Below are 23,879 nucleotides of genomic sequence, written 5' to 3'. Positions count from 1 at the left end.
AATCACCTGATCCACTGCTCACAGCACCCCTACCGCCCGGTAGATTCAGAGCCTCCTGGACGATCAAGTCTGAAACTTGTTCTAGATTAGCGTCCCGGCGTAATCTCGCGGGACAATGCATGCAGAAGGGGGCCCAGAGTGACCGCTGAGGCCAGTCAGGCGGGCCGCCAGGAGGACTCCGCCGCCGACGGCGAGCGACCGCTCCACATCGCGCTCCTCACGTATAAAGGGAACCCGTTCTGCGGCGGCCAGGGCGTCTACGTCCGCCATCTCTCGCGCGAGCTGGCCCGCCTCGGGCACCGCGTCGAGGTCATCGGTTCCCAGCCCTACCCCGTCCTCGACGAGGGCCACGACGGCCTCTCCCTGACCGAGCTGCCGAGCCTGGACCTCTACCGCTCGCCCGACCCCTTCCGCACCCCGAAGCGCGACGAGTACCGCGACTGGATCGACGCGCTGGAGGTCGCCACCATGTGGACCGGCGGCTTCCCCGAGCCGCTGACGTTCTCCCTGCGCGCCCGCCGCCATCTGCGCGCCCGGCGCGGCGAGTTCGACGTCGTGCACGACAACCAGACCCTCGGCTACGGGCTGTTGGGCGACGTCGGCGCACCGCTCGTCACCACCATCCACCATCCCATCACCGTCGACCGGCAGTTGGAGCTGGACGCCGCCGAGACCTGGCAGCAGCGCGTGTCCAAGCGGCGCTGGTACGCCTTCACCCGCATGCAGAAGCGCGTCGCCCGCCGGCTGCCCTCCGTGCTCACCGTCTCCGGCACCTCCCGCCAGGAGATCGTCGACCATCTCGGCGTACGGGACGACCGTATGCACGTGGTCCACATCGGCGCCGACACCGAGCTCTTCTCGCCCGACGCGTCGGTCCCCGTCGTCCCGGGGCGGATCGTCACGACGTCCAGCGCGGACGTGCCGCTCAAGGGGCTCGTCTTCCTCGTCGAGGCGCTCGCCAAGGTGCGCACCGAGCACCCCGAGGCCCACCTCGTCGTCGTCGGCACACGGCCCGCCGAGGGCCCCGTCGCGCAGGCGATGGAGCGCTACGGCCTCGAGGACGCCGTCGAGTTCGTCAAGGGCATCTCCGACGCCGAACTGGTCGACCTCGTCCGCTCGGCCCAGGTCGCCTGCGTGCCCTCGCTCTACGAGGGCTTCTCGCTGCCCGCCGCCGAAGCCATGGCGACGGGCACGCCGCTCGTCGCCACGACGGGCGGCGCCATCCCCGAGGTCGCCGGCCGCGACGGCGAGACGTGCCTCGCGGTGCCGCCGGGGGACCCCGGGGCGCTCGCGGCCGCGCTGACCCGGCTGCTGGGCGACGCCGAGCTGCGCGTACGGCTGGGCCGGGCCGGACGCGAGCGGGTGCTGGCCCGGTTCACCTGGGCCAAGGCCGCCGAGGGCACCGTCGCCCACTACCGCGCGGCCATCGCGGCAGTGCCGGGCGCGAAGACCAGGGCGAGGTCCGCCGCTCGCCCCCCGGCGAGCGCAGGAGCGCCCGTACCGCCGGCCACGGTGCCGCCGACCACCCCCACCCTCGAACCCCACGCAGACTCCGAAAGCAGGGCCACGTGCTGACCGTCGACTTCTCCCGGTTCCCGCTCGCCCCGGGCGACCGCGTCCTGGACCTCGGCTGCGGGGCCGGCCGGCACGCCTTCGAGTGCTACCGGCGCGGCGCCCAGGTCGTGGCCCTCGACCAGAACGGTGAGGAGATCCGCGAGGTCGCCAAGTGGTTCGCGGCGATGAAGGAGGCCGGGGAGGCCCCCGCCGGAGCCACCGCCACCGCCATGGAGGGCGACGCCCTCGCCCTGCCCTTCCCCGACGAGTCCTTCGACGTCGTGATCATCTCCGAGGTCATGGAGCACATCCCGGACGACAAGGGCGTACTCGCCGAGATGGTACGGGTGTTGAAGCCCGGCGGGCGCATCGCGATCACCGTCCCGCGCTACGGCCCCGAGAAGGTCTGCTGGGCCCTGTCCGACGCCTACCACGAGGTCGAGGGCGGGCACATCCGCATCTACAAGGCGGACGAACTGCTCGCGAAGATCAGGGAAGCCGGGCTCCAGCCCTACGGCACCCACCACGCGCACGCCCTGCACAGCCCCTACTGGTGGCTCAAGTGCGCGTTCGGCGTCGACAACGACAAGGCGCTGCCGGTGCAGGCGTACCACAAGCTGCTGGTCTGGGACATCATGAAGAAACCCCTGGCCACCCGGGTCGCCGAGCAGGCGCTGAACCCGCTCATCGGCAAGAGTTTCGTGGCCTACGCGACCAAGCCGCACCTTCCGGCGGTGGACGCCAAGTGACCACCCCCCGGACAGAACACCTCGTCCTGCCCGGGGTCCTCACCGCCGGGCAGGCCGCCGCGACCGTCGCCGGCATCCTCGCCCAGCAGCGGGAGGACGGCGCGATCCCCTGGTTCCGGGGCCACCACCTGGACCCCTGGGACCACACCGAGGCCGCGATGGCGCTGGACGCCGCCGGTGAGCACGAGGCCGCCGAGCGGGCCTACGCGTGGCTCGCCCGGCACCAGAACGAGGACGGCTCCTGGTACGCGGCCTACGCCGACGGCGACTTCGCCGACGTCACCGACCGCGGCCGCGAGACCAACTTCGTCGCCTACATCGCCGTCGGGGTCTGGCACCACTACCTCTCCACCGGCGACGACACCTTCCTCGACCGCATGTGGCCCGCCGTCTACGCCGCGATCGAGTACGTCCTGCGGCTCCAGCAGCCCGGCGGACAGATCGGCTGGAAGGCCGAGGACGACGGCACGTCCACCACGGACGCCCTCCTCACCGGCTCCTCCTCCGTCCACCACGCCCTGCGCTGCGCGCTCGCCATCGCCGAACAGCGTGAAGAGCCGCAGCCGGACTGGGAGTTGGCGGTGGGTGCGCTGCGGCACGCGATACGCCGGCATCCGGAGCGGTTCCTCGACAAGGACCGCTACTCGATGGACTGGTACTACCCCGTGCTGGGCGGGGCGTTGACCGGCAGCGAGGCCAAGTCCCGCATAGAGGAAGGCTGGGAGCGCTTCGTCGTACCCGGGCTCGGGGTGCGCTGCGTCGTCCCCAACCCGTGGGTCACGGGGGGCGAGTCGGCCGAACTCGCCCTCACCCTCTGGGCGATGGGCGAGTCCGACCGGGCGCTGGACGTACTCCAGTCCATCCAGCACCTCCGGGACGCGGAGAGCGGCCTGTACTGGACCGGCTACGTCTTCGAGGACAAGGCCGTCTGGCCCCAGGAACTCACCACCTGGACGGCCGGCTCCCTCCTCCTGGCCGTCGCCGCCCTCGGCGGCCACGAGGCCACCTGCGCGATCTTCAGCGGCGACCACCTACCGAGGGGCCTGGAGACGGACTGCTGCGAATGAGGGCGTGACGGGGGCTCTCAGCGCCGCTGCATCCGGCGATCCTCAGCAGCGCTGCCCTCCGCCGAGCCGTCAGTGGCGCTGCATGCGGCCGGCGATGGCGTGGCCGATGAAGAGGTAGACGACTGCGGCGAGGCCGTAGCCTGCGATGACGCGGGCCCAGGCCTTGTCGAAGGTGAAGAGGTCACGGGACCAGCCGGCCAACCAGTTGGCCGCGTTGTGGACGAACTGCACCAGGTCGTTGGCGCGGTTGGCGTCCAGCAGGTACATCAGAATCCACAGGCCCAGGATGAGGGCCATGATGTCGGCGACGATCGCTATGACCGCCCCGGCTCGATTGCCGCTGCTGTATCGAGACATACCTTGCGGATTGCCGCCGGTTTCTGAATGAAACCCGGCTGATTTTCGTACGCGGCGACCTCAGGAGTTCAGCTCCGCCAGCACGCGCAGGGTGTGCGGGTCGGGGGCCAGGGCGAGCAGGTCCGTCACCGGGCCCTTGCGCCACAACTCCAGCCGCTCGGCGATGCGTTCCCGCGGACCGACGAGCGAGATCTCGTCGGCGAAGGCGTCCGGCACCGCGAGCACCGCCTCCTCGCGCCGCCCGGTCAGGAACAGCTCCTGAATCCTGCGCGCCTCCTCCTCGTACCCCATCCGCGCCATCAGATCGGCGTGGAAGTTCCGGGCCGCGTGCCCCATCCCGCCGATGTAGAAGCCGAGCATCGTCTTCACCGGCAGCAGCCCTTCGCGCACGTCGTCACAGACCCGTACCTGAGCCATCGGGGCGATGAGGAACCCTTCCGGAGCGTCCGCGAGCGAGGCCTCGTACACCTCGGGACGGGTCGGCGACCAGTACAGCGGCAGCCAGCCGTCGGCGATCCGCGTCGTCTGCGCGACGTTCTTCGGCCCCTCCGCCCCGAGCAGAACCGGCAGATCGGCCCGCAGCGGATGCGTGATCGGCTTCAGCGCCTTGCCCAGCCCGGTCCCGTCCTCCCCCCGGTACGGATGCGAGTGGAACCGCCCCTCCAGCGCCACCGGCCCCTCCCGCCGCAGCACCTGCCGTACGACGTCCACGTACTCCCGGGTCGCGGTCAGCGGCGACTTCGGGAACGGACGCCCGTACCACCCCTCCACCACCTGCGGCCCCGACAGCCCGAGCCCCAGCATGACCCGGCCCCCGGAGAGATGGTCGAGGGTGAGGGCGTGCATGGCCGTGGTGGTCGGCGAGCGGGCCGCCATCTGCGCAACGGCCGTCCCCAGTCTGATCCTCGACGTCTGGGCGGCGATCCAGGTCAGCGGCGTGAAGACGTCCGACCCCCAGGATTCGGCGGTCCACACCGAGTCGTACCCGAGCCGCTCGGCCTCCTGGGCCAGCGGCACATGACCGGCGGAGGGGCCACGGCCCCAGTAACCGAGAGCGAGCCCGAGTCGCATGACGCCTCCCATCTGACGGCCCGTCAGCTTCCGGACCGGGGGCTGCGACTGTACGACAACGGCCCCCCGCCCGGAAGGGCGAGAGGCCGTGAACGACGTCGGGGACGGACTCAGCCGCGCTGGATCCCGGAGGTGTCCTGCAGCACGCCCCGCCGCCCGTCCTGCGTCTGCGCGACCAGGCCCGGACCGCGCTGCTCGACCGCCAGGTACCAGGTACCCGGGGCGAGTTCGGCGATCGGCGTGGGCGAACCGTCCTCCGCGAACAGCGGCCGGGGCACCGGAACAGCGAACCAGAACGGTGAGAACTCCCCGGCCGGCGGCTGCGCCTGCGCCGGCTGCGGCTGAGCGGCGGCCCCGTACGGCTGCCCCGCCTGCGGCTGTCCCCCGTACTGCGCCTGCTGACCCCCCGGGTATCCGTAACCCCCGGGCGGCTGGGCCCCGTACGGCTGCTGCGTCACCTGCGGCTTGGGCGCGGGGACGAGAGCGGCCTGCAGGGCGGGGACGAGGGGGGTGGCGATGGCGGCGCCGGCGAGGACGAGGGCGGCGATGAAGCCGAGGATGAGGCCGGCGGCGGCGCTGCCCCCGGTGGGGACGTCCACCAGCGTCCAGAACAGGGCCCATGCGACGAGGACCGTGAACGCCGTGCCCACCGTGCCGAGGTCCAGACCGACGACCTTGCGCGGCTGCGGCAGCGCGCGGTTGACGACGATCAGAGCGGCACCGATCACTCCGCCCATGTAGAGGCCGAGGCCAGTACCGAGGTCGTCCCACGCGTTCGCGTCGTAGCTGCTGATGGCGTCGACGGAGTAGAACTTGAGGAACGACGCGATGAACAGCAACACCGCTGCCCCGATCACCACGCCGTCGCCTCGAGTGAGGGAGCGGATATTCACTTCAGGTCCTTCGGATCAGTCGTCTCGTCGTCGGTAGACACTATCGTCCCCCCGACCAGGGTGTCTGCCGGGACCAGGCCGCCCGCCGCTAACCGCGCAGGAAACTCACGATTCCCTCAGAGATTCCCTGTGCGGCCTTCTGCCGCCAGGCGGCGCTGGTGAGGAGTGCCGCGTCCTTGCTATCGCGCATGTTGCCGCACTCGATGAACACCTTGGGAACCGTTGACAGATTGAGACCGCCGAGGTCCTTCCGTGTGACGAGACCGGTGCCGTCGCCGATGTAGTTGGACGGCGGTTCGCCCGTGACGCGCACGAAGTTGCCCGCGATGCGCTCGCCGAGGTCGGCGGAGGGGGCGACGATGGAGCGGGTGTCGGCGGCGCCCGCGTGCACGATGCCCGGCAGGATGACGTGGAAGCCGCGGTCACCGGCCGCCGCGCCGTCCGCGTGGATGGAGATCGCCGCGTCGGCGTGGGCGTCGTTGCCGATACGGGCACGCTGGTCGACGCAAGGGCCCCAGGACGGGGAGCCGTTGTCGTGGGTCAGCTTCACGGTCGCGCCCTGCTTCTCCAGCAGCGCCTTCAGCCGGTGCGAGACGTCCAGCGTGAACTGGGCCTCCGTGTAACCCGCGTTGGTGGAGGTGCCCGTGGTGTCGCATTCCTTGTAGTTCGTCCCGATGTTCACCTTGCGGTTGATCTCGGCCGTGTGTTGGAAGTTGCCGGGGTTGTGGCCCGGGTCGATCACGATGACCTTGCCCTTGAGGGAACCGGAGGCGGCGGGCGCGGAGGCGGTGGGGGAGGCCAGGGTCGGCGTGGGACTGTCCGGCTGCTTGGCGTCGTCGCTGGGTGAGGAGGCGGCGGCACTGGGGGACGTACTCGCCGTGGACGACCGTACCGTCGCCTGGTCCGAACCCTTGCCGTCGTCGCCCGACCCGCCCACGGCCTCGTACACCAGCCACCCGAGCAACGCGCCCGGCACCAGCGCGGCGAGCGCGACGGTGAGGGGGCCGCGGCGGGGACGGCGGGGCTGGGGTGGATCGAAGTCCGGTCCTACGTACGACACGCCTGCCACCCTAGCGGGCGGCCAGGGCCTTGCCCCTCAGTCGCCGAAGTCGACGATGTCGCATTTGGCGATCCGTCCGACACCTCGCCTGATGCGGGAGTCGGTGGTCACCAGCGTGAGACCGAGAACCTCGGCCAGGGCGACGTATGTCGCGTCATACACCGACAGGTTGGCTGCCAGCACACGCACACGTGCCGTGAGGGGAAGCGCTGGATGGCGAGTCAGGGGCAGGTCGGCGAACTCCTTCAAGTAGCGGTCCACGTCGGGTTTGCCGAGCTTCGGCTTGCCCCCTCTGGTGCCTTTGCCCATGCCGATCACCGACGAGGCCACCTGCGTGTCGATCACATACGGAGCGTGGATCTCGTCCTCGCTCGCGATCCGCTCGCGCACGCGCCGGCCGAGTGTGCCGTTGGAGGTGAGGAACTCTGTGATCGCGGAGGTATCGACGACGATCAACGGCCCCGCCGTCCCTCGTCCAGAGCGGCAATGACGTCCGCGTGGTCGACCTGGTCACTCGCGTAGCGCTCGGCGCGTGCGGCCATCTCGGCCAGGCTGGGTTTCGACGCCTCACGGAGTATGAGGCCGAGAAGGTATCCCTGAAGTGATTGGCCGGCTTCAGCCGCGCGGATCTTGATGGCGCGGGCGATGTCGTCGGGGACGTCCCGTACGGTGAACGCAGTCGACATGACTGCATTTTATCGTCAACGCTATCATTTTGCAGTCATGCGGCTGGCGTACGCGTCACCGCACGTCAGACCCCCGCCCCGTCCGCCGAAGAACACGCAACGAGTCCGTCGCCGAGACCTCGGTGAAGGCGCCGGACTCCAGGGCCCGGAGGTAGACGCGGTACGGCGCCTGGCCGGTGAACTCGTCCTCGGGGTTCGGGAAGACGTCGTGGATGAGGAGCAGCCCGCCCTCGGCGACATGCGGGGCCCAGCCCTCGTAGTCGGCGGTGGCGTGCTCGTCGGTGTGGCCGCCGTCGATGAAGACGAGCCCCAGGGGAGTGCCCCAGAACTTCGCGATCTGCGGAGACCGCCCCACCAGCGCCACGACGTGCTCTTCCAGCCCGGCCCGGTACAGCGTCCGCCGGAACGTCGGCAGCGTGTCCATCAGCCCGATCTCCGGGTCGACGGTCTCCGGGTCGTGGTACTCCCACCCGGGCTGCTGCTCCTCGCTCCCCCGGTGATGGTCCACGGTGAGCGCCGTCACCCCGGCCTGCCGAGCCGCATCCGCGAGCAGAACGGCCGAACGCCCGCAGTACGTCCCCACCTCCAACAGGGGAAGCCCCAGAGAGCCCGCCTCGACGGCAGCCGCGTACAACGCCAGCCCCTCATCCACGGGCATGAACCCCTTGGCCCCCTCAAAGGCGGCAAGAATCTCCGGCTTGGGTGCCGTGGTCATGGGGTTCCCTCCAGTCGGACGAGCTTGCGGGGCCTCATGCTGCCGCACCCCCGGCCGACATTTCGACAGGGGTGCCGGCAACACGGTTCAGGGGCGCGGGGCTGTATCGATATGCGGCTCCGCCGCGTGGGCGCGACCGGCCACAGCGGCGCAGCAGCCGCCATCCAGCCTTTCCTGGCACCCCCGCGGAGCGCTACGCGCTGACAGACTCCCCAGGCAGCGACAGATCCAGATCCACCGCCCGCTCCTCCCCCGAATGCGACGCGGCAGACGCGAGCGGACCGTGCCCAAAGGCCCGCGCGGCCAGCACATACGTACCCTCAGCCGGCACCGCGAGCTCGTAACTCCCGTCCTCGTCGGAGACCGCGGCCCCCGCCTGCCGCCCCCGTCGGTCGATCAACGTCACCTTGGCCCGCGCCACCGGCGCCCCCTCGGCGTCCAGGACGCGTCCGCGGAACCCCCGCAGCGCCTCCTCGGCCCGCTCCAGAGAAGCCTCTTCCTCGCTGGAGGCCCGCAGCTGCGTCGCCCGGTTCGGCTTCGGCAGGAACAGGGCCAACAGCAGGCCGATCGCCACCGCGCCCGTCGCGATCAGGAAGGACACCCGGAAGCCGTGCATGGTGGGTATCTCGACCCCGCCGACGTTCTTCGCGGTGTTGGCCAGCACCATCCCGATGACGGCGCTCGACACGGACGTACCGATGGAGCGCATCAGGGTGTTGAGGCCGTTCGCCGCCCCCGTCTCGGAGGCCGGGACCGCGCCCACGATCAGCGCGGGGAGCGAGGAGTACGCGAGGCCGATGCCCGCGCCGAGGACGACGGAGATGACCAGGCTCTGCCAGGCCGCGCTCATCAGGCCCAGTCCCGCTCCGTAGCCGATGGCGATGATCAGCATGCCGAGGATCAGGGTGACCTTGGGGCCGTACTTGGCCGAGAGGCGGGCGTACACCGGTGCCGTGAACATCATCGTCAGGCCGAGCGGGGCGACCAGCAGACCCGCGACGACCATCGACTGGCCGAGGCCGTAGCCCGTCGCCTTCGGGAGCTGGAGCAGCTGGGGAAGGACGAGCGAGACGACGTAGAAGGAGACACCGACCATGATCGAGGCCAGGTTGGTGAAGAGGACCGCGGGGCGGGCGGTGGTGCGCAGGTCGACGAGGGGCGCGGCGGAGCGCAGCTCGAACAGGCCCCAGAGGACGAGGACGGCCGCGGACGCGGCGAACAGGCCGAGCGTGGTGCCGGAGGTCCAGCCCCAGTCGCTGCCCTTGGTGATCGGCAGCAGGAAGAGGACCAGGCCCACCGAGAGGCCGATCGCGCCCAGGACGTCGAAGGTGCCCTCGGCGCGCATCGGGGACTCCGGTACGACGAGGACGGTGAGGACGATCGAGAGGACGCCGAGGCCGGCGGCGCCGTAGAAGAGGGCGTGCCAGTCGGTGTGCTGGGCGACGAGGGCGGCGAGCGGCAGGGCGAGTCCGCCGCCGACGCCGATCGAGGAGCTCATCAGCGCCATCGCGGAGCCGAGCTTCTCGCGGGGCAGCATGTCGCGCATCAGGCCGATGCCGAGCGGGATGGCGCCCATCGCGAAGCCCTGGAGCGTACGGCCGACGATCATCGGCAGCAGGGAGCTGGTGAAGGCGCTGACCAGGGCGCCGACCACCATCAGGGCGATGCTGAGGATCAGCATGCGCCGCTTGCCGTACAGGTCGCCGAGGCGGCCCGTGATCGGGGTGGCCACGGCGCCGGAGAGCAGCGTCGAGGTCAGGACCCAGGTGGCGTTGCTCGGTGCGGTGTCCAGCAGCTGCGGCAGGTCCTTGATCACCGGGACGAGCAGGGTCTGCATCACCGCGACAACGATCCCCGCGATGGCGAGCACGGGGACCACGGCCCCGCTCGCTCTCCGGGCGGGCTGGTCGTTCGTCGTGTGGGTCATGGGGTGAGGCCTCCAGGGAAGATAAGTGCTGGGTAAACCTCGTATGCACGGGCAACTATTCCGTTGCTTCGAGCCTCTAATCAAACCTTGACCGGGCCATGGGAATCTGATCGGCCGTCAGCTCTGGTCATGGAGTGGAACGTGTTCTAGTCTCGCGCGCCATGAGGGCATATGTGGCCGGGGTCGGGATGACCAAGTTCGAGAAGCCCGAGACCCGTGACTGGCAGTACTGGGACATGGTGCGGGAGGCGGGCGGGGCCGCGCTCGCGGACGCGGGGATCTCGTACGAGGAGGTGGAACAGGTTCCCGTCGGCTACTGCTTCCAGCCCTCGACGGCCGGCCAGCGCGCCGCGTATGAGCTGGGTCTCACGGGCGTCCCGGTCTACAACGTCAACAACAACTGCGCGACCGGCTCCACCGCCCTGATGCTCGCCCGGCAACTGGTCGAGGGCGGGTCGGCCGACTGCGTACTGGCGCTGGGCTTCGAGAAGATGAAGAGGGGCGCGCTCGGGGGAGGGGCCGAGGGCGGGGACTTCTCCACCTCTCCCGTCGCCCGGCACTACGGGATCATGGCCGACCGGCACGGCTTCGAGATGACCCCGCCCACCGCCCAGATCTTCGGCGACGCGGCCCGCGAGCACATGGAGAAGTACGGCACGACGGAGGCGCAGCTCGCCGCCGTCGCCGCCAAGAACCACCGGCACTCGGCGCACAACCCCAACGCGCAGTTCCAGGACGTGTACGAGGTGGCCGACATCCTCGCCGCCCGGACCGTGCACCGTCCGCTCACCAAGCTGCAGTGCTCGCCGACGTCCGACGGGGCCGCCGCGGCCGTGGTGGTGTCGGAGCGGTTCGCGGACAGGCGGGGACTCACCGGCCTCGTCGAGATCGTCGCGCAGGCCATGACCACCGACACCGAGGAGTCCTTCGCCTCCGGCTCCTGCGTCGACGTCGTCGGGCAGCCCATGTCCCGGGAGGCGGCCCGGCAGGTGTACGAGCGGTCCGGGCTCGGCATCGAGGACGTGGACGTCGTCGAGCTGCACGACTGCTTCTCCGTCAACGAACTGCTGACGTACGAGGCGCTCGGGATGTGCGGGGAGGGGGAGTCCGGCAAGCTCGTCGAGTCCGGGGCGACCACGTACGGCGGTCGGTGGGTGGTGAACCCGTCCGGCGGCCTGATCTCCAAGGGACATCCCCTGGGCGCGACCGGCATCGCCCAAGTGGCCGAGCTGGTCTGGCAGTTGAGGGGAGAGGCGGGGGATCGGCAGGTTCCGGGGGCGAGGATCGGGCTCGCGCACAACATCGGGCTGGGCGGGGCGGCGGTGGTGACACTGGTGCGGGCGGTCGAGCCTGCGGCGGGGGCCTAGGTCCGGCGGCCGCGGCTGCTGCGGACGGCTCTTCTCCTCACGGGGCTGTCGGCACCGGGCGGCGGTGAAGGCTCACAGCCAGCCCTGCTGACGGGCCTCCCGCATCGCCTCCATCCGGTTGCGGGTGCCCGTCTTGCCGATCGCCGAGGACAGGTAGTTGCGGACCGTGGACTCGGACAGATGCAGCTTGGCGGCGATGTCGGCGACCGTCGCGCCGTCCACGGACGCCTTCAGTACGTCGCACTCGCGGGCGGTCAGCGGATTCGGCCCGGCGCTGAGCGCGGCCGCGGCGAGCGCGGGGTCGATCACGGTCTCGCCGGTCAGCACCCGGCGGATCGCGGCCGCCAGCTCCTCGACGGGACCGTCCTTGACGAGGAAGCCGGCGGCTCCGGCCTCCATGGCGCGGCGCAGATAGCCGGGGCGTCCGAAGGTGGTGAGTATCAGCACCCGGCAGTCCGGTACCTGCTCGCGCAGCTCGGCCGCCGCGTCCAGGCCGCTGCGGACGGGCAGTTCGATGTCCAGCAGGGCCACGTCCGGACGGTGGGTCAGGGCGGCGTCCACGATCGCGTCGCCGGAGGCCACCTGGGCGACGACGGTCATGTCCGGCTCCATGCCGAGCAGTAAGGCGAGCGCGCCCCGCATCATCCCCTGGTCCTCGGCGAGCAGGACCCGCACGTTCTTCGCCGGGCGACGGTCCCGGGGCATCTCGTCCACGGGGCAAGGGTAGGGCGCGCGCGGGCCGGGGGCGGGTCAAAGTACCGACGACCACAACGTCCACTTGGCGGGCGACAGAGGCTCCAACACCTGGGACAACCTCCCGCCTTGGACGGACGAGGTGAGTCGAGGGGACAGCGTGCTCACCGTGCCCTGGGTGCCGTGGCCGGCTCGGGGTCCAGCAAGCCGTCGGTCTCCACCGGGAGTTCCGCGGTGACCGTGAAGCCGCCTCGCGGTCCCGGAGAGGCGGTCAGTGAGCCGCCGGCCGCCGCCAGGCGTTCGGTCAGCCCCTTCAGACCGGTGCCGCCGACGCCGGTGGCGGGCGGCACGGGCGGTTCGCCGTCGCCGTTGTCGGAGACGGTGAGCCGGACGTGCTCGGCCGAGGCGGCCACGCCGATCTCGCAGCGCGTCGCACCGGAGTGCCGTACGACATTGGTGACCGCCTCGCGCACCACCCAGCCCAGCAGGGCCTCGCTCTGCGGGGCCAGGGGAGCGCCGGAACGGGTGACCACCGGCTCGACACCGGCCGCGGTCAGCACCGAGCGGGCCCGGTCCAGTTCGGTGCCGAGACTGCCCTCGCGGTAACCGGTCACGGCCTCGCGGATCTCGGTGAGCGCCTGCCGGCCCACGGCCTCGATGTCGGTGATCTGCCCGAGCGCCGCGTCCAGGTCGCGCGGGGCCAGCCGGCGGGCGGCCTCCGACTTCACCACGATCACGGACATGGTGTGGCCGAGCAGGTCGTGCAGGTCCCGGGAGAAGCGCAGACGTTCCTTCTCGACGGCCTGATGGGCCAGCTCCTCGCGGGCGGCGCGCAGTTCGCGCACCGCTTCGGAGAGGGAGAGGATCGCGGCCGTCACCATCGTGGACAGGAAGGTGCCGTAGGCGATGGTCACCCCGTCCGACCCCTCCCGCAGGGCGGAGACGACACCGGCGAAGACGGCCAGCGACAGTCCCGCCCGGCCCAGCCACTGCCCGCGCACGGTCGCCCCTGTGGCGAGCCCCAGCAGCGGGAAGAACATCAGCCAGTTGCCGCCGTAGCCGACGGCCAGTGCCGTGGTCAGCAGGAACATCAGCAGCAGGGCGACCCGGGTGGAGGTCTCACGGCGCTTGACCTTGTCGAAGGAGCGGAAGGCCACATAGATGTAGAGGGAGTTGAACGTGAACAGGCCCAGGCCGCCGATCCACGGGTTGGGGGTCTTGCCCTGGAAGAGGTTGGACAGGGCGCCCAGGCCCATCAGCAGCCACGGTATGAGGGCGAAGCCGTTGGCCGGCGGGCCGGGGTTCTCCGGCTCGCGGCCCTCCTTGCGCGCGGTCTTCAGCTCCTTCCTGAACTCCCGCTGGTCGGCCCGCCACTGTGCCCGCAGCGACCGCCAGGCCGCCATCTGACAGCGCACCCCGTGCCACCACGTCATGCCACCGCTCATGTCCCGTTCCCCCGGTCAGCTGGTGCCCGCACCGCGTCGGTACGACAGCACAGCGTATGAACCGAACGCCAGCAACCAGGCGGACAGCACCGCGACCGCGCCGAGCGTCGGCGCGTGGCCGGACGCGACGGAGGTGCCGAGTTCGGCGAAGCGGTAGGTGGGGGTGCAGGCCGACACGGTGCGCAGCCAGTTTGGGAAGAGGGCGACCGGGAACCACAGGCCGCCGAGGACGGCGAGGCCCAGGTTGCAGGCCATGTTGGTGACGCCGGTGGTCTGGCCGGTCAGCCGGTAGCCGTTGCCCAGGCCCAGCAGGGTGAAGGGCACCGAGCCCAGCCACAGCAGCACCGCGATCGCCGCCCACTGCCACACGGCCAGCCGTACGCCGTTGAGCAGCCCGCCCGCCGCGAGCACCGCCACGATCGCCGGTACGACGGTCACCGAGCCGGTCAGGGTCCTGCCGACGACGACCTGGCGCGGTGTCATCGGGGTCACCCTGAGCTGCCGCAGCCATCCGATCGCCCGGTCCTCGGCGACCCCGCCGCCGGTGTTGAGCGCACAGCCGACGGCCCCGTACCCGGCCATCCCGACCATCGCCCCGGTCTTCCACGTGCCGTCGTCCGCACCGAGGTTGGTGAACAGCAGGTACATCAGCACCGGCATCGCGATCCCGCCCACGACGAAACCGACGTCCCGCAGGGTGCGGCGCACTTCGAGCTTCAGGTAGTCGAACATCGCGGAGCCTCCGTGACGGGTGACCGAGGGGACGTGGTGCGGTCGTCGTGCGGACGGTCGGGCGTTCACGCCGCCTCCGTGACCGATGAGGTCAGGGCCAGGAACGCCTCGTCCAGGGAGGCGGGGGCGACCTCCAGGCCGCGTATCGCGCCCACCGCCGCGAGGGCGAGGACCGTCGCGTCCGGGTCGTCGGTGCGCAGCCGGGCCCGGTCCCCGCGGATCTCCAGGGACCGCACGCCCGGCAGCCGCTCCAGGCCGTCCGAGGGCCGGCCGGCGAGGTCGAAGGCGACCAGGCCGCCGCCGACCGAGCGTTTGAGCTGCTCGCCGGTGCCGTCGGCGACGATCCGCCCGCGGTCGACGACGAGGATGCGGTCCGCGTAGGCGTCGGCCTCCTGGAGGTGGTGCGTGGAGAACAGGACGGTGTGGCCGCGGCGAGCGTAGCCCCGCATCGACGTCCAGAACGCCTGCCGCGCCTCGACGTCCAGCGCGGACGTCGGCTCGTCCAGCACGAGCAGTGCCGGGCTCCCGGCGAGGGCGAGCGCGAACCGCACCCGCTGGACCTGCCCGCCGGACAGCCGGTCCAGCCGGCGGCCCGCCAGTTCCGCGATCCCGGCCAGCTCCAGGGCCCGCGCGACCGGCATCGGCGTCGGATAGCGCCCGGCGACGAAGGTGACCAGCTCCCGCACGGTGACCCGGGGCACCGCCCGCGCCTCCTGCAGCATCGCGCCCACCCGTCCGTCCCGCACCGCACGCTCCGGGTGCGCGCCGAACAGCCGCACGCTCCCCTCGTCCGGCTCGATCAGCCCGAGCAGCAGCGAGATCGCCGTCGACTTCCCGGCCCCGTTGCGGCCGAGCAGCGCGACTGTCTCACCGGGCGCGACGGCGAGGTCGACGCCGTCGACGGCCCGTACCGTGCCGTAGTTCTTGACCGCCCCCGTGAAGGACACGGCCGGTTCGGTGTCCGATGTCATCCCTACGACTGTCATGCCTGCGACGCTACGGACCCCGGCGCGCGCCCGGCAGATGCGCTTGTACGGACCCGGGCAGTACAAATGTCCCGGCCCCCGTCACCTGACACGGCGTCAGGAGCCTTCACAATGGCGGTGCGCTGGGCTATACAAGGGGCGCCGGACTGGAACGCGTTCTAGATCGGCCCGCAGCGACCTCGGTGCGGCCGACGGTGCGGACGGCCGCACCGGGGTCTTCAGTCGCCACCTTCAGGAGCCCCATGCCCATCGACGCAGCCAAGGCCCTCGCCGCCGAACCCCGGACCGGCGAGCTGACCTGGACCACCAAGGACGTCCAGCTCTACCACCTCGGCATCGGCGCCGGCGTCCCCGCCACCGACCCCGACGAGCTGCGCTACACCCTGGAGTCCCGGCTGCACGTGCTGCCCAGTTTCGCCACCGTCGCCGGCTCCGGCTCACCGGGCGTGATCAGCGGACTGTCGATGCCGGGCATCGACGTCGACCTCGCCAAGGTCCTGCACGGCGGCCAGTCGCTCACCCTGCACCGCCCCATCCCGGCCCGAGGCATCGCCACCGCCACGGGCCGTATCGCCGCCGTCTACGACAAGGGCAAGGCGGCCGTCCTGGTCATGCGCACCGAAGTCGCCGACGCCGACGGCCCGTTGTGGACCAACGACGCCCAGATCTTCGTACGGGGCGAGGGCGGCTGGGGCGGCGACCGCGGCCCCTCCACCCGCCTCGACGACCCCACCGGCGAACCCGACCGGACCGTCGAACGCACCGTCCGCGAGGACCAGGCCCTGCTCTACCGCCTCTCCGGGGACTTCAACTCACTGCACGCCGACCCCGAGTTCGCCAAGCTCGCCGGGTTCGAGAAGCCCATCCTGCACGGCCTGTGCACCTACGGCATGACGCTGAAGGCGGTCGTCGACACGCTGCTGGGCGGCGACGTCGGCCGGGTGCGCTCGTACACGACCCGCTTCGCCGGCGTCGTCTACCCCGGCGAGACCCTGCGCGTGCGCATGTGGCACACCGCGGAGTCCACCAGGGTCGCCGTCAGCGCCGTCGAGCGGGACGACGCGCCCGTCCTCGCCGACACCGTCGTCGAACACTCCTGAATCCCAGCTGACTTGAGGGGAGCCGCACCATGCGAGCAGCCGTACTGAACGAGATCGGCCAGGACAAGCTGGAGGTCCTCGACGACGTCGAACCGACGGGCTTCGGACCCGGCAGGGTGCGGATCCGGATACGGGCCACGGGGCTGTGCCACTCGGACCTGTCCGCGATGAACGGGGTGCTGCCGCAGCCGGCGCCGTTCGTGCCCGGGCACGAGGGCGCGGGCGAGGTCCTGGAGGTCGGGGAGGGCGTCACCCGCGTCAAGCCCGGCGACCGGGTCGTCGTCTGCTGGCTGCCGGCCTGCGGCGCCTGTCCGGCCTGCAAACGCGGCCAGACCGAACTGTGCCTGGCCGGGTTCATGAACGCCGGCACCCCCAACTTCAAGCGCCCCGGCGGTGACGTCTTCGGCTTCGCGGGCACTGGCACCTTCGCCGAGGAGGTCGTCGTCGACGCCGGCTGCGCGGTGCCGATCCCCGACGACGTGCCCTTCGACATCGCCGCGCTGATCGGCTGCGGGGTCACCACGGGCCTCGGGGCCGCCCTCAACACCGCCGACGTGGAGGCCGGTTCGTCGGTCGCCGTCATCGGCTGCGGAGGCGTCGGCATCTCCGCGATCCAGGGGGCGCGGCTGAAGGGCGCCGCCGAGATCGTCGCCGTCGACCCGGTCGCCGCGCGCCGTGAGTCAGCGCTCAAGTTCGGTGCCACCAAGGCTGTTTCGCCCGACGAGCTGGCCACCGCCAAGCAGGACGTCACCGGCGGCGAGGGCTTCGACTACGTCTTCGAGGTCGTCGGCAAGTCGGCCACCGCCCGCACGGCGTACGAGAACACCCGGCGCGGCGGCACCCTCGTGGTCGTCGGCGCGGGCGCCATGGACGACTTCCTGCAGCTCAACATGTTCGAGCTGTTCTTCGACGAGAAGCGCATCCTGCCGTCCATGTACGGCGGCGGCGACGTCCTGCGCTCCTACGAACGCACCATCGCCCTGTGGCGGGCCGGCCGCGTCGACCTGGAGGGCCTGATCACCCACCGGGTGCCGCTGAGCGAGATCAACGAGGCGCTGGACCAGATGCGTTCGGGGACCGCGCTCCGTACGTGCATCGAGATCTGAGGGCCGGGGGTGTCCGTGTCGCTGCCACACGAGTCGTTGCCGGGTGAGCCGCTACCACGTGAGTCGTTGCCTCTTGCGGGACTGGCTGCCGTCGTCACGGGCGCCGGTCGAGGCCTGGGCCGGGCCGAGGCGCTGGAGCTCGCCCGGCTCGGCGCGGCCGTCGTCGTCAACGACTTCGGCCAGCCGGGCCGGGACGGCACGGGGGAGGCCTCCACGGGCCCCGCCGAGGAGGTCGCCGCCGAGATCCGTGCGACGGGCGGGCGGGCCCTGGCGCACACCGGCGACGTGGCCGACTTCCAACAGGCCCGCGAACTGGTCGAGTTGGCGGTCGGGGAGTTCGGGAAGCTGGACGTCCTGGTCAACAACGCGGGCATCCTGCGCGACCGGATGGTGTTCTCCATGACCGAGGGGGAGTGGGACTCGGTGATCCGGGTCCACCTCAAGGGCCACTTCAACACGACCCACTTCGCCGCCGCCCACTGGCGCGAACGCTCCAAGGCGACGGGCGCCCCGGTCTACGGCCGTATCGTCAACACGTCCTCGGAGGCCTTCCTCGCGGGCTCCGCGGGCCAGCCCAACTACGCGGCGGCCAAGGGCGGAATCGTCGGCCTGACCACCTCGACGGCCCTCGCGCTCGCCAAGTACGGGGTCACCGCCAACGCCATCTGCCCCCGCGCCCGTACCCGGATGACCGAGGACGTCTTCGCCGGCTTCCAGGAACCCGACGACGGCATCGACCCGCTCTCGCCCGAGCATGTCGCCCCGCTGGTCGGCTACTTGGCCTCGCCCGCCGCGTCCCGCGTCAACGGACAGCTCCTCGTCGTGCACGGCGGCATGGTGGCGATCGTCGACCGGCCGCGGGTGCGGGCCAAGTTCGACAGCAAGCAGGACACGTTCACGTACGACGAGCTGGACGCCGTCCTCACCCCGCACTACGCGGAACGCCCGGAGGGGGAGACGTTCGGGGCGGTGGAGGTGCTGGGCCTGAAACGCACGTAGGACATGGCGTTCAGGACATGGCGTTCAGGACATGGCCTTCAGCAGACGGAAGGGCCCGCACATCGGCAGTGACGTGCGGGCCCTTCCGTCTGCTCTCTGCTCTCAGGCAGCCGTCCCCGTGTCCTCGGACTGCTTGCGGTGACGGCCCTGAGGGGCCGTGTCACCGTCCTGGACCGAGACCGGACCCCGGTGACGACCGTGACCGGCGTCCTCCTGGGCCTCGGCGGACAACGGCTGCATCGTGCTGGTGTCGCTCATCGGAAGGATTCACCCCGTAACAACATGATCTTTCTAACAGCCCGGCGAGTTTAACCAGCACACCTCGGGCCGAATCCAGGCGCCACGGCCCATCGGCACTACTTCGTTACAAGACGTCCCAGCGGAGCCTCCCGCAACGGCACCGGACGCGTCACGACGGGCTCCGGAGGCTCCGCGTCCACCGGCCGTTCCTCCGATGCCGTTGCGGAACTCCCGTCCTCCGGCGGGCCGTCCGGCCTCCCGGCGACCGGCTCCCGCGCGGCCGCCGCACTCGGCACCGGGTCGTCCGCCGGCATGGTCGCCCCCGCCACCCCGCACGGCACCTCGGCCGTGGCGTACGGCAGGTGCAGCACCCCGTCCGGCGTCCACAGCCCCGTCCCCGTCAACCACCCCTCGGGCGCCGGGAGATGGTGCACCTGCCGCCGGTCCGGCCGCCACAGCGCCACCCAGCTGCCCATCGGCCCGTCGACCCGGAGCGCCACCGCACAGCTCTCCGGGACCAGCATCCGCCCCGGCTGGATCGCGAACGGCGTCACCGCGCAGTCCGGCACCCGCAGACACTCGGGGAACCGCACCGGCAGCGTGCTGCCCAACACCCCCCACCCCAGCCGGTCCTCGCCGGGCGACGGCGCGTCCGAGCGGATCAGCAGCAGTCCGCTGTCCGGGTCGGCCAGCAGCAGCCGGTCGTCGCTGCCGTCGGCGATCTGCAGGAACGGGGACACCTCGCCGCCCCGCTCCAGGTCCACCACGACCGCTTTCGTCCGCCCCCCGGCCTCCCGGTCCAGGGCCAGCATCCGCCCGGCGTGGTCCAGCCACGCCCCGCCCGAGCAACGCCCCGGGACCTCCGTCACCCGCTCGGGACCGAACACCCCGCCCGCCACCAGCCACAGCGTGCTGGAACGCCGGCCCACCGCGAGGGCGTACGCCTTCTCGCCCCCGGGTGCCGGCGGCAGCAACCCCAGCCGGGTGTCCTCGTCCGGGCACTCGACCGCGCCGATCAGCACCTCGCCGGTGCCGGGGCCGGTCGGATACAGCAGCGAGAAGACGTGCCGCCCCTCCGTCACCCGCCGGATGAGCACCCGCCCGTCGCCCATCGGCTGCACCTCGGTGCCGGGCTCCTCGGGCTGGTTGCCGGGCAACGGCACGGCGTACGGCTCCGGGCCGTCCAGCGTCCAGCGCTCCGGGAACCAGCAGCCGCCGTCCAGCGCGAGGCGGGCGGCGTAGGCGCCGTCAGCGGTGATGGCGCAGGCCGCCCGGGGGGCCTCGTCCCCGGGGGCGGCCTCGGGCTCGATCGCACAGACCGTCATCGTCTGGTCACCTCCGGCCACGAAGCTAGTTTTCGTACGCACGGACGTGGGACCACCAGGCTCACGCTTCACACATAAGGATGGCAGCGGAACGATTCGCCTGAGGGGGAGGGGGCGATTGTGCTGAAGGGGACCATTGACCGGCGCACGGCGGTCTCGGTTCAGCTGCTCCCCGGGCTTCAGTTCAGCTGCTCCCCGACTTTCGGTTCATCTGCATCCCGGCCTTAGGTTCAGCTGCACCCCGGCTTTCGGTTCATCTGCACCCCGGCCTTCGGTTCAACGGCACAGATCAGGCAGGTAGCCTTTTGTCCGTGCCCCGTCTGTCTGAAGTCATCGCCGCGCTGGACAACCTGTGGCCCGCCGATCGGGCCGAGTCCTGGGACGCGGTCGGCACGGTCGTGGGCGACCCCGACCAGGAGGTCACCCGGGTCCTGTTCGCCGTGGACCCCGTCCAGGAGATCGTCGACGAGGCGGTCAAGCTCGACGCCGACCTGCTGGTCACCCACCACCCGCTCTACCTGCGCGGTACGACGACGGTGGCGGCCACGCACTTCAAGGGCCGGGTCGTGCACACCCTCATCAAGAACGACATCGCGCTGCACGTGGCCCACACCAACGCGGACACGGCCGACCCCGGTGTGAGCGACGCCCTCGCCGGCGCCCTGGACCTGCGGGTCGTACGTCCCCTCGTACCGGACCCGACCGACCCCGAGGGCCGCCGCGGCCTGGGCCGCATCTGCGAACTGGACCACCCGCTCACCCTGGCCGACTTCGCCGCACGGGCCGCCGAACGCCTGCCCGCCACCGCGCAGGGCATCCGCGTAGCCGGCGACACCGAGGCCACCATCCGCACGGTCGCCGTCAGCGGCGGCTCCGGCGACAGCCTCTTCGACCAGGTCCGCGCGGCGGGCGTCGACGCCTTCCTCACCGCCGACCTGCGCCACCACCCGGCCTCCGAGGCCGTCCTCCACAGCCCCCTCGCGCTGCTCGACGCGGCGCACTGGGCCACCGAGTGGCCCTGGTGCGAGCTGGCCGCAGCCCAGCTCGACGAGATCTCCGACCGCCACGGCTGGGACCTGCGCGTCCACGTCTCGAAGACGGTCACCGACCCCTGGACCAGCCACTCCCCTTCACCTGGAGCCCCCAACTGAACGCCGCGCCCGCCGACCAGATCCGACTCCTCGACGTCCAGGCACTCGACGTCCGCCTGCAGCAGCTCGCGCACCGGCGCAGGTCCCTGCCCGAGCACGCCGAGATCGAGTCGCTCACCAAGGACCACACCCAGCTGCGCGACCTGCTCGTCGCCGCGCAGACCGAGGAGAGCGACACCGCCCGCGAGCAGACCAAGGCCGAGCAGGACGTGGACCAGGTGCGCCAGCGCGCCGCCCGCGACCAGCAGCGCCTGGACTCCGGAGCGGTGACCTCCCCGAAGGACCTGGAGAACCTCCAGCGTGAGATCGCCTCCCTCGCCAAGCGGCAGGGCGACCTCGAGGACGTCGTCCTGGAGGTCATGGAGCGCATCGAGTCCGTGCAGGAGCGCGTGCGCGAGCTGACCGAGCGGGTCTTTTCCGTCCAGTCGAAGATCGACGACGCGACCGCGCGCCGGGACGCGGCCTTCGAGGAGATCGACGGCGAGGTGGCCACGGTGACCAAGGAGCGCGAGGTCATCGCCGCCACCATCCCCGCCGACCTGCTCAAGCTCTACGACAAGCTGCGCGAGCAGCAGGGCGGCATCGGCGCGGCCAAGCTCTACCAGCGCACCTGCCAGGGCTGCCGCCAGGAGCTCGCCATCACCGACATCAACGAGATCCGCGCGGCCGCCCCCGACACGGTGGTGCGCTGCGAGAACTGCCGCCGCATCCTGGTGCGCACGGCCGAGTCCGGTCTGTAAGGCCGACAAGGGTAAGGGGCGGGAACCGTGCGGGAGTTCATCGTCGAGGCCGACGGCGGGTCCAGGGGCAACCCCGGACCCGCGGGCTACGGCTCGGTCGTCCTCGACGCGGCGACGGGGGAGCCCCTGGTCGAGGCGGCCGAGTACATCGGCATCGCCACGAACAACGTCGCCGAGTACCGGGGACTGGTGGCGGGCCTGCGGGCGGCGGCTCAGCTGGACCCCTCGGCGACCGTCCACGTCCGCATGGACTCCAAGCTGGTCATCGAGCAGATGTCGGGCCGCTGGAAGATCAAACACCCCGACATGAAGCCGCTGGCGATGGAGGCGTCCGGGATCTTCCCGCCGGACCGGGTGACGTACGAGTGGATCCCGCGCGAGCAGAACAAGCACGCGGACCGCTTGGCGAACGAGGCGATGGATGCGGGGAAGCGGGGGGAGCAGTGGTCGGCGGGGACGTCGACGGCGGAGCTGGACACCGCGGCGTCCCGGTCGTCCGCCGCTGCTCCTTCCTCTCCCCGTTCTCCTTCTCCCGCCGCTCCTTCTTCCCACCGCGGAGCGGCGGAGTCCTCGGGCGGCGGAGCCGCGAAGGCCGGCGCTGATGTGCGGGCCGCTACGGCTGTCGCGAGCCCCGGCTGGGCCCCCGCCGACATGGGGGCGCCGGCGACCTTCGTGCTGCTGCGGCACGGGGAGACGCCGCTGACCCCGCAGAAGCGGTTCTCGGGCTCCGGCGGCACCAACCCCTCCCTCTCCGACGTCGGCCGGGAGCAGGCCGAGCGGGCGGGTGCAGCGCTGGCCCGCCGGGGCACCATCGAGGCGATCGTCGCGTCCCCCCTCGCCCGTACCCGCGAAACCGCCGGCATCGTCGCCCGCCACCTCGGCCTGGAGGTGAGCGTCGAGGACGAGATCAGGGAGACGGACTTCGGCGCCTGGGAGGGCCTGACCTTCGCCGAGGTCCGCGAACGCTACCCCGACGACCTGACCCGCTGGCTGTCCGACCCCACGGTGGAACCCCCCGGCGGCGGCGAGAGCTTCGCGGCGACGGCGACCCGTGTCGCGGCGGCGAGGGACAAGCTCGTCGCGGCCTACGCGGGCCGCACGGTCCTGCTCGTCTCCCACGTCACGCCGATCAAGACCTTCATCCAACTCGCCCTGGGCGCCCCACCGGAGGCCCTGTTCCGCATGGAACTGTCGGCGGCCGCACTGTCAGCGGTCGCCTACTACGCCGACGGCAACGCGAGCGTACGACTGTTCAACGACACGTCTCACCTGCGCTGACGAAGCTCGGCGGCTTCCCGGGTGAGGGCCTCGATCCGCCCCCAGTCCCGGGCGGCCACGGCGTCCGCCGGGAGCATCCAAGTCCCGCCCACACAACCGACGTTGGGCAGCGCCAGGTACTCCACCGCGTTCCCGGCCCCGATCCCACCCGTCGGACAGAACCGCGCCTGAGGCAACGGCCCGGCCAGCGACTTCAGATACGCCGTACCCCCCGCCGCCTCGGCCGGGAAGAACTTCATCTCCCGCACCCCGCGCTCCAGCAGCGCCACCACCTCCGACGTGGTCGACACCCCCGGCAGGAACGGCACCCCCGACCCCCGCATCGCCTCCAGCAGGACGTCCGTCCACCCCGGGCTGACCAGGAAACGAGCCCCGGCGGCCACCGACTCCTTCACCTGCTCCGGCGTGATCACGGTCCCGGCCCCGACGACCGCGTCCGGCACCTCGGCGGCGACGGCCCGAATGGCATCGAGCGCGACCGGGGTCCGCAAGGTCACCTCGATCGCGGGGAGCCCCCCGGCGACCAGGGCCCGGGCGAGCGGTACGGCGTCGGCGGCGTCCTCGATGACGACGACCGGGACGACGGGGGCGAGGTCCAGCACGGAGCCGGACAGCGGAGCGGACAGCGGCGAGGTCAT

The 23,879-nt window shown here is 71.5% G+C and carries 25 protein-coding genes; 10 read left to right on the top strand and 15 right to left on the bottom strand.

From position 1 onward, the window contains the following. The first annotated feature begins 138 nt into the window (after positions 1-138). From MKW14_RS31245 to MKW14_RS31235, 3 genes are read left to right on the top strand one after another with little or no spacing between them, the layout of a single operon-like run. Complete coding sequence (locus MKW14_RS31245; protein WP_240868268.1) at positions 139-1,575, top strand: glycosyltransferase family 4 protein; 1,437 nt, start codon at positions 139-141, stop codon at positions 1,573-1,575. Then, a complete protein-coding gene (locus tag MKW14_RS31240; protein WP_240868266.1) occupies positions 1,569-2,303 on the top strand; it encodes a class I SAM-dependent methyltransferase in 735 nt (244 codons plus the stop codon). The genes MKW14_RS31245 and MKW14_RS31240 overlap by 7 nt, the downstream gene beginning before the upstream one ends. After that, the gene (locus MKW14_RS31235) at positions 2,300-3,370 is read left to right on the top strand and encodes a prenyltransferase/squalene oxidase repeat-containing protein (RefSeq protein WP_240868265.1); all 1,071 of its coding nucleotides are present in this window, start codon (positions 2,300-2,302) and stop codon (positions 3,368-3,370) included. Before MKW14_RS31240 ends, MKW14_RS31235 begins: the two co-directional genes overlap by 4 nt. Positions 3,371-3,439: 69 nt before the next feature. On the opposite strand, the gene MKW14_RS31230 is transcribed toward MKW14_RS31235, so the two are convergent. From MKW14_RS31230 to MKW14_RS31195, 8 genes are all read right to left on the bottom strand, one after another. Next, on the bottom strand, positions 3,440-3,727 hold the full coding sequence (locus MKW14_RS31230; protein WP_240868263.1) for a hypothetical protein: 288 nt from the start codon (positions 3,725-3,727) through the stop codon (positions 3,440-3,442). A 60-nt stretch (positions 3,728-3,787) separates the two neighbouring features. After that, positions 3,788-4,798 carry an LLM class F420-dependent oxidoreductase gene (locus MKW14_RS31225; protein WP_240868261.1) on the bottom strand — a complete coding sequence of 337 codons (1,011 nt, stop codon included), beginning with the start codon at positions 4,796-4,798 and terminating at the stop codon, positions 3,788-3,790. A gap of 110 nt (positions 4,799-4,908) precedes the next feature. Continuing rightward, positions 4,909-5,691: a DUF5336 domain-containing protein gene (locus MKW14_RS31220; RefSeq protein ID WP_240868259.1), complete on the bottom strand. Its 783-nt coding sequence runs from the start codon at positions 5,689-5,691 to the stop codon at positions 4,909-4,911. An 88-nt stretch (positions 5,692-5,779) separates the two neighbouring features. After that, on the bottom strand, positions 5,780-6,751 hold the full coding sequence (locus MKW14_RS31215; protein WP_240868257.1) for an N-acetylmuramoyl-L-alanine amidase: 972 nt from the start codon (positions 6,749-6,751) through the stop codon (positions 5,780-5,782). 36 nt (positions 6,752-6,787) lie between these two features. Further along, positions 6,788-7,207: a type II toxin-antitoxin system VapC family toxin gene (locus MKW14_RS31210; protein WP_240868255.1), complete on the bottom strand. Its 420-nt coding sequence runs from the start codon at positions 7,205-7,207 to the stop codon at positions 6,788-6,790. Continuing rightward, the gene (locus MKW14_RS31205; RefSeq protein ID WP_240868253.1) at positions 7,204-7,437 is read right to left on the bottom strand and encodes a FitA-like ribbon-helix-helix domain-containing protein; all 234 of its coding nucleotides are present in this window, start codon (positions 7,435-7,437) and stop codon (positions 7,204-7,206) included. The genes MKW14_RS31210 and MKW14_RS31205 overlap by 4 nt, the downstream gene beginning before the upstream one ends. A gap of 55 nt (positions 7,438-7,492) precedes the next feature. Further along, positions 7,493-8,152, bottom strand: coding sequence for a class I SAM-dependent methyltransferase (locus MKW14_RS31200; protein ID WP_240868250.1), 660 nt, complete (start codon positions 8,150-8,152; stop codon positions 7,493-7,495). 193 nt (positions 8,153-8,345) lie between these two features. Continuing rightward, a complete protein-coding gene (locus MKW14_RS31195; protein ID WP_240868247.1) occupies positions 8,346-10,079 on the bottom strand; it encodes an MFS transporter in 1,734 nt (577 codons plus the stop codon). Positions 10,080-10,240: 161 nt separating this feature from the next. Here MKW14_RS31195 and MKW14_RS31190 point away from each other — a divergent pair, with 161 nt between their 5' ends. Further along, positions 10,241-11,446: a lipid-transfer protein gene (locus MKW14_RS31190; protein ID WP_240868245.1), complete on the top strand. Its 1,206-nt coding sequence runs from the start codon at positions 10,241-10,243 to the stop codon at positions 11,444-11,446. A 72-nt stretch (positions 11,447-11,518) separates the two neighbouring features. On the opposite strand, the gene MKW14_RS31185 is transcribed toward MKW14_RS31190, so the two are convergent. The 4 genes from MKW14_RS31185 to MKW14_RS31170 form a co-directional block, all read right to left on the bottom strand. Further along, positions 11,519-12,151 (bottom strand): response regulator, encoded by a 633-nt coding sequence (locus MKW14_RS31185; RefSeq protein ID WP_240868321.1) that lies wholly within the window; start codon positions 12,149-12,151, stop codon positions 11,519-11,521. Between the two features lie 152 nt (positions 12,152-12,303). Next, entirely contained in the window at positions 12,304-13,584 is a 1,281-nt protein-coding gene (locus MKW14_RS31180) for a sensor histidine kinase (protein WP_374116617.1), read from the bottom strand. Between the two features lie 15 nt (positions 13,585-13,599). Beyond that, a complete protein-coding gene (locus MKW14_RS31175; RefSeq protein ID WP_240868244.1) occupies positions 13,600-14,316 on the bottom strand; it encodes an ABC transporter permease in 717 nt (238 codons plus the stop codon). A 65-nt stretch (positions 14,317-14,381) separates the two neighbouring features. After that, a complete protein-coding gene (locus MKW14_RS31170) occupies positions 14,382-15,302 on the bottom strand; it encodes an ABC transporter ATP-binding protein (RefSeq protein ID WP_240868242.1) in 921 nt (306 codons plus the stop codon). A gap of 242 nt (positions 15,303-15,544) precedes the next feature. Here MKW14_RS31170 and chsH3 point away from each other — a divergent pair, with 242 nt between their 5' ends. From chsH3 to MKW14_RS31155, 3 genes are all read left to right on the top strand, one after another. Then, positions 15,545-16,402, top strand: coding sequence for an enoyl-CoA hydratase ChsH3 (gene chsH3 / locus MKW14_RS31165; protein WP_240868240.1), 858 nt, complete (start codon positions 15,545-15,547; stop codon positions 16,400-16,402). Positions 16,403-16,431: 29 nt separating this feature from the next. Next, on the top strand, positions 16,432-17,508 hold the full coding sequence (locus MKW14_RS31160) for a Zn-dependent alcohol dehydrogenase (RefSeq protein ID WP_240868238.1): 1,077 nt from the start codon (positions 16,432-16,434) through the stop codon (positions 17,506-17,508). 66 nt (positions 17,509-17,574) lie between these two features. Further along, a complete protein-coding gene (locus tag MKW14_RS31155) occupies positions 17,575-18,507 on the top strand; it encodes a 3-oxoacyl-ACP reductase (protein WP_240868234.1) in 933 nt (310 codons plus the stop codon). 102 nt (positions 18,508-18,609) lie between these two features. Here MKW14_RS31155 and MKW14_RS31150 read toward each other — a convergent pair whose 3' ends face one another. Next, positions 18,610-18,765 (bottom strand): hypothetical protein, encoded by a 156-nt coding sequence (locus MKW14_RS31150; protein ID WP_208783310.1) that lies wholly within the window; start codon positions 18,763-18,765, stop codon positions 18,610-18,612. 98 nt (positions 18,766-18,863) lie between these two features. Beyond that, positions 18,864-20,072, bottom strand: coding sequence for a hypothetical protein (locus MKW14_RS31145; RefSeq protein WP_240868232.1), 1,209 nt, complete (start codon positions 20,070-20,072; stop codon positions 18,864-18,866). Positions 20,073-20,383: 311 nt separating this feature from the next. Between MKW14_RS31145 and MKW14_RS31140 the strand changes: the two genes are divergently transcribed. Genes MKW14_RS31140 through MKW14_RS31130 form a run of 3 tightly spaced genes read left to right on the top strand, consistent with a single transcriptional unit; the run spans position 20,384 to position 23,241 of the window. Then, positions 20,384-21,223, top strand: a complete 840-nt coding sequence (locus MKW14_RS31140; protein WP_240868229.1) for a Nif3-like dinuclear metal center hexameric protein — start codon at positions 20,384-20,386, stop codon at positions 21,221-21,223. Beyond that, positions 21,220-21,963: a zinc ribbon domain-containing protein gene (locus tag MKW14_RS31135; protein ID WP_240868316.1), complete on the top strand. Its 744-nt coding sequence runs from the start codon at positions 21,220-21,222 to the stop codon at positions 21,961-21,963. The genes MKW14_RS31140 and MKW14_RS31135 overlap by 4 nt, the downstream gene beginning before the upstream one ends. A gap of 27 nt (positions 21,964-21,990) precedes the next feature. Beyond that, positions 21,991-23,241: a bifunctional RNase H/acid phosphatase gene (locus MKW14_RS31130; RefSeq protein WP_240868228.1), complete on the top strand. Its 1,251-nt coding sequence runs from the start codon at positions 21,991-21,993 to the stop codon at positions 23,239-23,241. Here MKW14_RS31130 and MKW14_RS31125 read toward each other — a convergent pair. Then, a complete protein-coding gene (locus MKW14_RS31125; RefSeq protein WP_240868226.1) occupies positions 23,229-23,879 on the bottom strand; it encodes a bifunctional 4-hydroxy-2-oxoglutarate aldolase/2-dehydro-3-deoxy-phosphogluconate aldolase in 651 nt (216 codons plus the stop codon). The genes MKW14_RS31130 and MKW14_RS31125 overlap by 13 nt on opposite strands.

It is taken from the genome of Streptomyces gilvus, assembly GCF_022513565.1.
Taxonomy (GTDB): domain Bacteria; phylum Actinomycetota; class Actinomycetes; order Streptomycetales; family Streptomycetaceae; genus Streptomyces; species Streptomyces gilvus.
The sequence above is the reverse complement of the archived record's forward strand: the minus strand, read 5'-3'. Positions and strand labels throughout refer to the sequence as shown.

Coding starts and splice junctions, on each gene's coding strand:
- MKW14_RS31230 (WP_240868263.1), bottom strand. CDS start 3,727: ATGTCTCGATACAGCAGCGGCAATCGAGCCGGGGCGGTCATAGCGATC.
- MKW14_RS31225 (WP_240868261.1), bottom strand. CDS start 4,798: ATGCGACTCGGGCTCGCTCTCGGTTACTGGGGCCGTGGCCCCTCCGCC.
- MKW14_RS31205 (WP_240868253.1), bottom strand. CDS start 7,437: ATGTCGACTGCGTTCACCGTACGGGACGTCCCCGACGACATCGCCCGC.
- MKW14_RS31200 (WP_240868250.1), bottom strand. CDS start 8,152: ATGACCACGGCACCCAAGCCGGAGATTCTTGCCGCCTTTGAGGGGGCC.
- MKW14_RS31195 (WP_240868247.1), bottom strand. CDS start 10,079: ATGACCCACACGACGAACGACCAGCCCGCCCGGAGAGCGAGCGGGGCC.
- MKW14_RS31190 (WP_240868245.1), top strand. CDS start 10,241: ATGAGGGCATATGTGGCCGGGGTCGGGATGACCAAGTTCGAGAAGCCC.
- MKW14_RS31185 (WP_240868321.1), bottom strand. CDS start 12,151: ATGCCCCGGGACCGTCGCCCGGCGAAGAACGTGCGGGTCCTGCTCGCC.
- MKW14_RS31180 (WP_374116617.1), bottom strand. CDS start 13,584: ATGAGCGGTGGCATGACGTGGTGGCACGGGGTGCGCTGTCAGATGGCG.
- MKW14_RS31175 (WP_240868244.1), bottom strand. CDS start 14,316: ATGTTCGACTACCTGAAGCTCGAAGTGCGCCGCACCCTGCGGGACGTC.
- MKW14_RS31170 (WP_240868242.1), bottom strand. CDS start 15,302: ATGACAGTCGTAGGGATGACATCGGACACCGAACCGGCCGTGTCCTTC.
- chsH3 (WP_240868240.1), top strand. CDS start 15,545: ATGCCCATCGACGCAGCCAAGGCCCTCGCCGCCGAACCCCGGACCGGC.
- MKW14_RS31160 (WP_240868238.1), top strand. CDS start 16,432: ATGCGAGCAGCCGTACTGAACGAGATCGGCCAGGACAAGCTGGAGGTC.
- MKW14_RS31150 (WP_208783310.1), bottom strand. CDS start 18,765: ATGAGCGACACCAGCACGATGCAGCCGTTGTCCGCCGAGGCCCAGGAG.
- MKW14_RS31145 (WP_240868232.1), bottom strand. CDS start 20,072: ATGACGGTCTGTGCGATCGAGCCCGAGGCCGCCCCCGGGGACGAGGCC.
- MKW14_RS31125 (WP_240868226.1), bottom strand. CDS start 23,879: ATGACCTCGCCGCTGTCCGCTCCGCTGTCCGGCTCCGTGCTGGACCTC.